Source organism: Mesorhizobium sp., from assembly GCF_005063415.1.
Lineage (GTDB): Bacteria > Pseudomonadota > Alphaproteobacteria > Rhizobiales > Rhizobiaceae > Mesorhizobium.
Map to the genome: position 1 here is coordinate 1 of NZ_SUEG01000090.1, position 9,635 is coordinate 9,635.

General features: G+C 63.9%; 10 protein-coding genes and 1 pseudogene. 7 read left to right on the top strand and 4 right to left on the bottom strand.

Annotation, left to right across the window (positions count from 1 at the left end; genetic code table 11):
- Positions 1 to 900 (bottom strand): ATP-binding protein (locus E5W70_RS21395; protein WP_292662045.1); only part of this gene is annotated, 900 nt, incomplete at its 3' end.
- A 332-nt stretch (positions 901 to 1,232) separates the two neighbouring features.
- On the opposite strand from E5W70_RS21395, the gene E5W70_RS21400 reads away from it, so the two are divergent.
- Positions 1,233 to 1,613, top strand: coding sequence for a cupin domain-containing protein (locus E5W70_RS21400; protein ID WP_292662001.1), 381 nt, complete (start codon positions 1,233 to 1,235; stop codon positions 1,611 to 1,613).
- Between the two features lie 10 nt (positions 1,614 to 1,623).
- Here E5W70_RS21400 and gshB read toward each other — a convergent pair whose 3' ends face one another.
- From gshB to E5W70_RS21415, 3 genes are all read right to left on the bottom strand, one after another.
- Positions 1,624 to 2,568 carry a glutathione synthase gene (gene gshB / locus E5W70_RS21405; RefSeq protein ID WP_292662004.1) on the bottom strand — a complete coding sequence of 315 codons (945 nt, stop codon included), beginning with the start codon at positions 2,566 to 2,568 and terminating at the stop codon, positions 1,624 to 1,626.
- 218 nt (positions 2,569 to 2,786) lie between these two features.
- Entirely contained in the window at positions 2,787 to 3,161 is a 375-nt protein-coding gene (locus E5W70_RS21410; protein WP_292662007.1) for a GtrA family protein, read from the bottom strand.
- A 7-nt stretch (positions 3,162 to 3,168) separates the two neighbouring features.
- Positions 3,169 to 4,176: a glycosyltransferase gene (locus E5W70_RS21415; protein ID WP_292662010.1), complete on the bottom strand. Its 1,008-nt coding sequence runs from the start codon at positions 4,174 to 4,176 to the stop codon at positions 3,169 to 3,171.
- 129 nt (positions 4,177 to 4,305) lie between these two features.
- On the opposite strand from E5W70_RS21415, the gene E5W70_RS21420 reads away from it, so the two are divergent.
- The 6 genes and pseudogenes from E5W70_RS21420 to E5W70_RS21445 all read left to right on the top strand — a co-directional run.
- The gene (locus E5W70_RS21420) at positions 4,306 to 6,108 is read left to right on the top strand and encodes a GtrA family protein (protein WP_292662013.1); all 1,803 of its coding nucleotides are present in this window, start codon (positions 4,306 to 4,308) and stop codon (positions 6,106 to 6,108) included.
- A gap of 132 nt (positions 6,109 to 6,240) precedes the next feature.
- On the top strand, positions 6,241 to 7,008 hold the full coding sequence (locus E5W70_RS21425) for an SDR family oxidoreductase (protein WP_292662016.1): 768 nt from the start codon (positions 6,241 to 6,243) through the stop codon (positions 7,006 to 7,008).
- A complete protein-coding gene (locus E5W70_RS21430) occupies positions 7,008 to 7,958 on the top strand; it encodes a 2-dehydro-3-deoxygalactonokinase (RefSeq protein WP_292662048.1) in 951 nt (316 codons plus the stop codon). Before E5W70_RS21425 ends, E5W70_RS21430 begins: the two co-directional genes overlap by 1 nt.
- On the top strand, positions 7,955 to 8,593 hold the full coding sequence (locus tag E5W70_RS21435; RefSeq protein ID WP_292662019.1) for a 2-dehydro-3-deoxy-6-phosphogalactonate aldolase: 639 nt from the start codon (positions 7,955 to 7,957) through the stop codon (positions 8,591 to 8,593). The genes E5W70_RS21430 and E5W70_RS21435 overlap by 4 nt, the downstream gene beginning before the upstream one ends.
- Entirely contained in the window at positions 8,593 to 9,372 is a 780-nt protein-coding gene (locus E5W70_RS21440; RefSeq protein WP_292662021.1) for an SMP-30/gluconolactonase/LRE family protein, read from the top strand. The genes E5W70_RS21435 and E5W70_RS21440 overlap by 1 nt, the downstream gene beginning before the upstream one ends.
- Before the next feature lie 30 nt (positions 9,373 to 9,402).
- Positions 9,403 to 9,635, top strand: a pseudogene (locus E5W70_RS21445) (D-alanine:D-lactate ligase-like protein); the annotation flags it as partial.

Below are 9,635 nucleotides of genomic sequence, written 5' to 3' on the forward strand. Positions count from 1 at the left end.
GAGGAACAGCACGCCGTGATGGGCGAGCGAGGCCTCGCCCGGCCGCACGCGCAGACCGCCCCCGACCATCGCCGCCATCGAGGCCGAATGATGCGGTGCGCGGAACGGCCGCCGGTCGGTCAGTTTTCCTTCGCCGAGCTCGCCGGCCACCGACGCGATCATCGAGACTTCGAGCAATTCCCTCGGCGCCAGCGGCGGCAGGATCGACGGCAGCCGCTGCGCCAGCATCGACTTTCCCGATCCCGGCGGCCCGACCATCAAAAGATTGTGGCCGCCGGCGGCCGCCACCTCGAGCGCCCGCTTGGCGGTCTCCTGACCCTTGATGTCGGCAAGGTCGGGCAGGTCGCGCGCCGAGGCATGGATGCCGGCTTCCGGCCGCGACAGGACCTGCGTGCCGCGAAAATGATTGGCAATGGCGATCAGGCTGCGCGGCGCCAATATGTCGAAATCCTTGCCGGCCCACGCCGCTTCCGGCCCGCAGGCGAACGGGCAGATCAGGCCCTTGCCTTCGGCATTGGCGCCGATCGCCGCCGGCAGCGCGCCGGCCACCGCGGCAATGGTGCCGTCGAGCGACAATTCGCCAAGCACGACATAGCCGGCCAGCATGTCGCCCGGAATGGCGCCGAGCGCCGCCATCAAACCGAGGGCGATCGGCAGATCGTAATGGCTGCCTTCCTTTGGCAAGTCAGCAGGCGCCAGATTGACGGTGACCTTCTTCGACGGCATCGACAGGCCGGATGCATGCAGTGCTGCCTGTACCCGCTCGCGGCTTTCGGCCACCGCCTTGTCGGCCAGCCCGACGATGTGCATGTTGACCTTGCCCGGCGCGATCATCACCTGCACGTCGACCGGCACGGCCTCGATGCCCTGGAAAGCAACCGTGCGAACCCGCGCCACCATGTCTTCACCCCGGATGCAGGCTTTGCCCCAAGCCTTTGCGATCATGCCGCGAACGGCGTCACCGGAGACAACCACAGATTTCCGGCGAAGGCAAGAACATTTGGGGAACGGGTGTTCGTGAAAGCAATGACCTCGGCCTGACAATGCAGGCGACCGCAGCGAGGGCCGGGCTCGCCGCGAAGGGTGCGCGCCAAACAAGCAGCTCCGCACGAAAGGAGCGGGCGCATGTATTTTAGCAATCGCTTATAATCGAGCGCCAAATGAGGTATAAACCCGATAGCGGTTCCGGCGATCGCAACGTCAGGCTCCGCGTCGAATACAGGGAGGTTGACATGGCTGATAGTGCAATGAACGTCACGAAGTTTGCTTCCAAGTCTCACAACACACCGGATGAAGTTCGAGCGCCCGATAAGACACGCGTCGAAGTGGTGCGGCTCCCCGGGTTTACTCTCGGGCGGCTCAATATGGAACCGGGATGGAAATGGTCCGAGTGTGTGAAGCCGGTCGTCAAGACGGACAGCTGTCAGGTGTCGCATGTCGGCTACGTCGTATCCGGAGCCATCACCGTCAGAATGAATGACGGGACGCAGAAAACTTTCGAGCAAGGCACGTCCTACACAATTCCGCCCGGCCACGACGCCTGGGTGGAAGGCAACGAACGCTTTGTATGCATCGAAGTCATGAGCGCCGAGCAATACGCCAAACCAGCGTAGGCAACGGGATCTATTTTCTCCGCTTGTTCTCCACCGCATCCCAGAACAGGCTGGCGATGTCGGCGCCCCCAAAACGCTGCACTTCGCGTATGCCGGTCGGTGAGGTCACGTTGATCTCGGTCATGTAGTCGCCGATGACGTCGATGCCGACGAGGATGAAGCCGCGCTCCTTCAGCGAGGGGCCGATGCGGGCGCAGATCTCGCGTTCGCGTTCCGTCAGCTCGGTCTTTTCGGCGCGGCCGCCGACATGCATGTTGGAGCGCGAATCATGCTCGGCCGGCACGCGGTTGATGGCGCCGACCGGCTCGCCGTCGATCAGGATGATGCGCTTGTCGCCGGCGCGCACCTCCTTGAGGTAGCGCTGCACGATGTAGGGTTCGCGGAACATCTGGCCGAACATTTCGAGCAGCGAGGCGAGGTTGCGGTCGGCCTCGTGCAGGTGGAAGATGCCGGCGCCGCCATTGCCGTAGAGCGGCTTGACGATGATATCGCCGAACTCCTTGCGGAAGGCGGCGACCTCGAGCGGGTCCTTGGTGATCAGCGTGTCCGGCATCAGGTCGGGAAATTCGGTGACGAAGATCTTTTCCGGGCTGTTGCGCACCCAGGCCGGATCGTTGACCACCAGCGTCTTCGGATGGATGCACTCGAGGATATGCGTGGTGGTGATGTAGTTCATGTCGAAGGGCGGATCCTGCCGCAAAAGGATGACATCCATTTCCGAAAGGTCGGTGCGGACTTCTTCGCCCAGCGAATAATGGTTGCCCTTCTCGTCGCGGACCTGCATCGCCTCGATACGGGCAAACACCTTGCCGTCGCGCAGCGACAGCCGGTCGGGCGTGTAGTGGAACAACTGGTGGCCGCGCCGCTGCGCTTCCAGCGACAGCGCAAACGACGTGTCGCCGGCAATCGACACGGTGGAGATGTGGTCCATCTGGACGGCGACTTTCAGGGGCATAGGTGCTCTCCGGCGCAGTTGGAGCGATCCACTTGGACGCACAAAGTGCGCTCCAAACACTTTTGAATCCATGCATCGTACTGCCCGAAAATCGATTCCGATTTTTCGGGCCGATGCATCGACGACAGCGATATAAGGAAATCGGCGGCTTCTGCCAATCGGCCATGGTCATGATGAGGCTGCGCTTCGCTTGGCGCAGACCCCAATGCGATGTGCCTTCAGCGATCGAAGACCAGCTTGGAATAGCCGAGGAAGGACAGCGCCATGGCAATCAGCGAGGCGATCGCAAGGGCAATGAGCGGCGACACCATCGGCAGCGCGAACAGCATGGCGCAATAGACGAGATAATTGACGACGCTGGTGGCAATACCGACGCCGCCATAGCGTGCGCCCTCTTGCGCGACGCCGCGGCTGGAAGGCGAGAAGGTCAGATGGCGGTTGATCAGCCAGGTGACGGACAGGGCAAAACCGATCGAAATGATGCGGGCCACGAAAGGTCCAAGCGGCGCTATCGTCAGCACCAGCCAAAGCGCGGCCGCGTCGGCGACGAAGCCGATGCCGCCGGCGACAATGAAGCGGGCAAGGCGTCCCATTTAGGCTCTAGGCCGCCCGCGGGGTTTTGCGCGGTCCGGCCTTCAAAGTCGCGAGCGCACTTGCGCGTTCGCGTTCGACGCGGCCGGAAGGCATCGACAGATAGAAGATGCGCTTCTGCTCAGCCCGGCCGCGCGACACCGAATCGAGTATTACCCCGGTCACCGCCGCCAGCATCGACAGCAGCAGCAGCCCGACCGACAGCACCCAGGTCGGCATGCGCGGCACAAGTCCGGTTTCGGCGAACTCGATCAGCACCGGCGCCATCAGAAACAGGCTTGATGCCAGGAAGAACACCGAAAAAGCGCCGAAGAAACGCAGCGGCTGCGTCTCCTTCATCAGCATGGCGAACATCCACAGGATATTCGCGCCGTCGCGAAAGGTCGACAGCTTCGACGAGGAGCCTTCCGGCCGGCGGCCATAGTCGAGTCCGATCTCGCTGACCGGCAATTTGAGCTGCGAGGCGTGCACCGACATTTCGGTCTCGATCTCGAAGCCGCCGGAAACGGCGGGAAAACTCTTGACGAAGCGCCTTGTGAAGGCGCGGTAGCCGGAGAAGATATCGGTAAAGTCCGAGCCGAACAGCCGTTTGTAGAGGCTGTTGAAGATGCGGTTGCCGAAGGCGTGGCCTGTCCTGCCGGCGTCGTCGGCGACGCCGCGCCTCGTGCCCACCACCATGTCGGAGCGCTCGGTCAGCAGCGTGTTAATCAGTTGCGGCGCGTCCTCCGGCGCATAGGTGCCGTCGCCGTCGGCCATCAGGTAGATGTCGGCCTCGATGTCGGCGAACATGCGGCGCACGACATTGCCTTTGCCCTGGCGCGGCTCGCGCACCACGATAGCGCCGGCGGCGCGGGCTCGGAGCGCCGTCAGATCGCGCGAATTGTTGTCGTAGACATAGATCGCGGCGGAAGGCAGCGTTTCGCGAAAGCGCCGCACCACTTCGCCGATCGTCAGCTCCTCATTGTAGCAAGGCAGCAGCACGGCGATGCTCGGCTCATGGCGCACTTCTTGTGGCATTTTCGTCTCCGAATGCCCTGTGAGGCCCCTGACCGCTCAAACGCCGGCCTCGCTCGGGCGGCTTTACTATTTATTGAAGCTGTTAAGGCTAGGTTTAAACCGCCCCGTATTCCTTCCAAAGGTCCTGATATGAGCACAGCCGACGATGGCGCCTCCAGTTGGAGGTCCGATATCGCGCTGGCGCTGCTTGCCACATTGCTGGCACTTGCCGTCAATGCCTTTGCCGGCTTCCCGGAACTGACCAATGCCGGCGGCGATAATGACAATCTGCTGCGCCTCATCGAAGTTCGCGACATGCTGGCCGGCCAGGGCTGGTTCGATCTGCACCAGTACAGGATGGGCCTGGAAGGCGGTTTCGTCATGCACTGGTCGCGGCTGGTCGATGCGCCGATCGCCGCCATCATCATCGCCGTATCGGCCCTGACCGGCAGCGCGGCCCTTGCCGAGAATGTCGCTCAAGTGCTGTGGCCGGCGCTGCTTTTCTGCCTGACCGTATTTTTCACCGCCCGCGCCGCGCGTAGCTTTGCCGGTTACGGCGCCGTGCTGCCGGCTGTCGTCGTCGGCGCCGCCGCACTGCATTTCCTGGGCATTTTTTCGCCTGGCGCGCTCGATCACCACAATATCCAGCTGATGCTGAGCATGGCCAGCCTGAGCCTGTTGCTTGAAGCGTCATTGCGCAAGCCGGCGGCATTGCTGTCCGGCCTATGCGCCGGGCTGATGCTGGCCATCGGTATGGAAACCGCGCCTTACGTTGCCACCATCGGCGCCTCTGTCGCCATGCTGTTTGCCCTCGACGCCAATGGCGAGAGGTCGATCGCCAGGGATTTCGGCCTCGGCTTTGCCGGCATCTCCGCCCTCGTCTTTGTCGCCACCATTGCGCCATCCGCTTGGGGTCAGGCGCAATGCGACGCCTTTTCGACCGTGCAGTTCGTCGTCGCAGCGATTGCCGGAACCGGCCTTGCGGCGATAGCGTCCATCGAGCCGGCAGGCCGCACGCGCCAACGGGGTATCGCCTCACTTGGCCTGCTTGCCCTGATATTGGGCGCTGTCGTCGTCCTTTTGTTCCCGCAATGCCTGGCAGCGCCCTACGCCAACCTCGATCCGCGCCTCAGGGAGCTATGGCTTGATCACATCGACGAGGCGCAGTCGCTGTTCAAGCTGCTCGCTGAAGATCCGGCCAGGATGGTGGCGCGCTATGCCACGCCGCTCATCGCGCTCGTGCTGATGGCGCTTCGCCTTGGCCGTGGCGGCTGGCGGCGGCAGGACAGCCTTGTCGGCGCGCTGCTTGTCGTGGCCTTCATCGTCAGCGCCTGGCAGGTGCGCGGTTCGACATTCTCGATCGCCTTCGCTGTCATCCCGCTTGCCGCCTGGATTGCCAAATGGCGTCAACGGGCCGAGGCCAACCCGTCGCGCGGTGTGGCGCTGCGTATGGCTGCCGTCTGGCTGGTTTCGGTGAATGCGGTCTGGACTGGGGCTGCCGCGGCGACCTCGGTAGCCTTCGACGACAGCAACACCGCCGCTGATAATGGCGACGGCACGGATGTCGCTTGCCAGCGCATGGCCTCCTTTACAGCACTCGGCCGCCTGCGCGGCACCACCGTGCTGGCAATTTCCAATCTCGGATCGCCGATCCTGGCCTATTCCGGACATCGCGTCTTCGCCGGGCCTTATCATCGCAACGTCGCCGGCAACCTGCTGGCGCTCGATGCCTTCCTTGGGTCCGATGCCGATGCCAGGACGATCCTGACGGATCATCACGTCGGCCTCGTCGCGTTGTGCCCCGGCAGCGCCGAAAGCAAGCTCCTCGCAACCAAGGCGCCGGCAGGCTTTCTTGCCGGGCTGATGCGCGGCAGCGTGCCGGAATGGCTTGAGCCGGTTGCCGGGACCAGCGGAGCCGCCGTCGAATTGTACCGCGTCCGGCCGGGCAGCTGATCGATCGGCGGCCCGTGCGGCCTTTTGTCGGACATAAGTCCTGACAATCCACTCTTTCGCCCTTGCCCGCCCGACACGGCTGGATAGGATGCGCGCCGGCCGACCGAGATCATTGGACCGGGAGAGAATTTCATGATGCCATCGGCACGCTTTGCCGACCTCGAAGGCGCTTCGGTGCTGATCACCGGCGGCGGCTCCGGCATTGGTGCTGCCTTGACCGAAGGTTTTGTCCGCCAGAGGGCAAAGGTCGCCTTTATCGATATCGCCGACCGTCCGAGCCTGGCGCTGGCCGATCGGTTAGACAAGGAGCTCGGCCGGCGGCCGCTCTATCTCAAGACCGACATACGCGACATCGAGGCATTGCGGCTATCAGTCGTCAAGGCCGCCGAGGCGCATGGCGACGTCACCGTGCTGGTCAACAATGCCGCGCAGGATGACCGTCATGCCGTCGAAGACGTCACGGTCGAGTTCTGGGACAACAACCATGCCATCAATCTGCGTCCGCATTTCTTCAGCGCACAAGCGGTGGCGCCGGGCATGAAGCGGGCCGGCGGCGGCTCGATCATCAACTTCACCTCGACCTCGTTTCTCATCAACCATCCCGATATGCCGGCCTACACCGCCGCCAAGGCCGGCATCGTCGGTCTCACCAAAGGTCTTGCCGGCAAGCTCGGCGTCGACGGGATCCGTGTCAACGCGATCGCGCCCGGCTGGGTAATCACCGAGCGGCAGAGAAAGCTCTGGGTCACCGAACAGGCGCTCGCCGCCCACGTCGCCAAGCAGTGCATCAAAGAGGTGATGCAACCTGAAGACATTGTCGGCACCGCGCTGTTCCTGGCGTCGGATGCCTCACGCATGCTGACCGCGCAGATGCTGATCGTCGACGGGGGGTTCCTGTGATCTCACCGAGCAAGGCAGCGTCTGTCGCGGCCGTCGACTGGGGTACCACCCGTATGCGGGTCTGGCTGCTCGACGGCAGCGGCAAGGTTCTCGCCGAGCAGCGCGGCGATGACGGACTGATCACCGCCCAGGCCAAAGGGTTTTCGTCCATTCTCGAAGGGCATCTGGCCGCCATGGGCGCAGCCGAGGCGCTGCCGGTCATCATTTGCGGCATGGCCGGTTCGCGCCAGGGCTGGCTGGAGGCGCCCTATGTCAGCGTGCCGGCGCCGATTGGCGCTATCCTCGCCGGCGCTGCCCGCATTCCGGGCCAGCGCCGTGATATCCGCATCGTGCCTGGCCTTGCCCAACGCCTCGCCGATGCACCTGACGTCATGCGCGGCGAGGAAACGCAGCTTGCCGGCGCCGGTTTGCCGGCAAAGGGACGTCACCTCGTCTGCATGCCTGGCACCCATTCGAAATGGGTGCTGGTCGAGGACGGCTCCGTTGCCGGCTTCGGCACCTGGCCGACCGGCGAGCTGTTTTCGGTGCTCGCCGCGCACTCGATCCTGCGCCATTCGCTGGGCGAGCCGCCGAAGCCGGTTGCCGCCGAAAGTCCGTTCTTCCGGGACTGGTGCCTGGAGGCCTTGGCCGAGGGCGGTGACGTCGTTTCAAGACTGTTCTCGATCCGCGCCGCCAGCCTGTTGCAGGACCTGAAGCCGGAGGATGCCGCCGCCTGCCTGTCGGGCCTGCTGATCGGCGGCGAGATCGCTTCTGCAAATCGCCGTTATGGAGCAAGCGCTGTGCCCGCCGTGCTGATCGCGTCGGGCGCACTTGGCGCGCTCTATGCCGAGGCGCTCGGCCTTGCCGGGCTCGCTTTCAGGGCGGTCGACGCCGACGAGGCGGTGCGTGCCGGGCTTGCCGAAGCCGCGCGCGAAAATGGCATGATCGCCGGAAATGGAGTTGCCGCATGACAGAGACCGCACCTTTTCCAAAGCTCGAGCGCGGTCTGGTCGCGATCCTGCGTGGCCTCAAGCCAAGCGAGGCGGTGGCGATCTGCCATGCGATCTTCGGCGCCGGCATCGAAGCGATCGAGGTGCCGCTCAATTCGCCCAAGCCCTTTGTTTCAATCGACAGCATTGTCGAAGCGCTTCCTCCGACGGCGCTGGTCGGCGCCGGCACGGTGCTCACCGCCGCCGATGTCGACGGCCTGCACAAGGCCGGCGGGCGGCTGCTGGTCAGCCCCAATATCGATGCCGAGGTCATGGATCGTGCCATGCAGTACGGCATGGTGACAATGCCCGGCGTGTTCACGCCGACCGAGGCATTCCAGGCCATCCGGCTCGGCGCCTCGGCACTGAAATTCTTCCCGGCGAGCGTGCTTGGCGCTGCAGGCATTTCGGCGATGCGCGCGGTGCTGCCGGCCAGTGTGCTGGTCGGCGCAGTCGGCGGCGTTTCGGATAAGGATTTTGCCGGCTACAAGGCAGCCGGCGTCAGCGTCTTCGGTCTTGGCTCGAGCCTGTTCAAGCCGGGCATGAGCGTCGACGAAGTGGCAGCGCGAGCGAAAGCCGCAGTTCAGGCCTGGGACGCGGCGTTTGGAGTGGCATGATGAGCGAGAGCATTGTTTCGGTTTTTTCCGACCATGTCTGCCAACTCGGGGAGGGACCAAGCTATGACCCTGCCACCGACACGCTCTACTGGTTCGACATCGTCAATGGCCAGCTCCTGGAACAGCGCCTGTCGGGCGGTGCCGTCAAAATCCACGAGCTCGGTCAGATGGCCAGCGCCGTCGCCATCGTCGACGACCGGCGCCAGTTGATCGCCACCGAGACCGGCCTGCATGTCCGCGACGTCGCGACCGGCAAGCTGACGTTGCACACGCCGATCGAGGCCGACAATGCGGTCACCCGCTCGAACGATTCACGCGTTCACCCTTGCGGCGCCTTCTGGGTCGGCACCATGGGCAAGGGCGAGGAGAAGGCCGCCGGTTCGATCTACTGGTTCTTCAAGGGCGAGCTGCGCCGGCTTTATGCCGACATTACCGTGCCCAACTCGATCTGCTTTTCCGAGGATGGGACCATTGCCTATTACACCGACACCAGCACCGGCCTGTTGATGCGCGTCGGCTGCGATCCGGCGACCGGACTGCCGGTTGGCGAACCGAAGGTCTTCGTCGACCACCGCTCGGCCAAGGGCTATATCGATGGTTCGGTGCTCGACGGCGACGGCATATTGTGGAACGCTTGCTGGGGCGGCAGCGTCGTCGAAGCCTATGGACCCGACGGCAAGCTTCATGGTCAAACAAGAAGATGGTGCACTCGCTGTCGTGCAGGCGTTCGATCGACGTCGGTTCCGCGCAAGTCGAATGCGTTCGCCGTGCGATGGTAGGCAATCATGCTGCCAGGAGCCGTCCCACCCATGTCAACCCGCAAGCCGAAACTGATCCTGGTTTATGAGCCGGAAAAGGCCTGCTTCGATCGGCTGATCGCCGACAATCACGTGCCGGCGCGTGCCGCCGAAATCGCGTCCTATCTGGCGCAATCGACCGACATCGCTGCTGAATTCGACGCACTTGCCGCCGCTTGCCGGAAGCGCGGCCTGACCTTCGCGCCGGTGGCGCTCGACGATGCCGCGACCGTTCTCGCCAGCGA

Bases quoted from the DNA above. Each gene is read 5' to 3' on its own strand.
- E5W70_RS21400 (WP_292662001.1), top strand. From the start codon at position 1,233: ATGGCTGATAGTGCAATGAACGTCACGAAGTTTGCTTCCAAGTCTCAC.
- gshB (WP_292662004.1), bottom strand. From the start codon at position 2,568: ATGCCCCTGAAAGTCGCCGTCCAGATGGACCACATCTCCACCGTGTCG.
- E5W70_RS21410 (WP_292662007.1), bottom strand. From the start codon at position 3,161: ATGGGACGCCTTGCCCGCTTCATTGTCGCCGGCGGCATCGGCTTCGTC.
- E5W70_RS21415 (WP_292662010.1), bottom strand. From the start codon at position 4,176: ATGCCACAAGAAGTGCGCCATGAGCCGAGCATCGCCGTGCTGCTGCCT.
- E5W70_RS21420 (WP_292662013.1), top strand. From the start codon at position 4,306: ATGAGCACAGCCGACGATGGCGCCTCCAGTTGGAGGTCCGATATCGCG.
- E5W70_RS21425 (WP_292662016.1), top strand. From the start codon at position 6,241: ATGATGCCATCGGCACGCTTTGCCGACCTCGAAGGCGCTTCGGTGCTG.
- E5W70_RS21435 (WP_292662019.1), top strand. From the start codon at position 7,955: ATGACAGAGACCGCACCTTTTCCAAAGCTCGAGCGCGGTCTGGTCGCG.
- E5W70_RS21440 (WP_292662021.1), top strand. From the start codon at position 8,593: ATGAGCGAGAGCATTGTTTCGGTTTTTTCCGACCATGTCTGCCAACTC.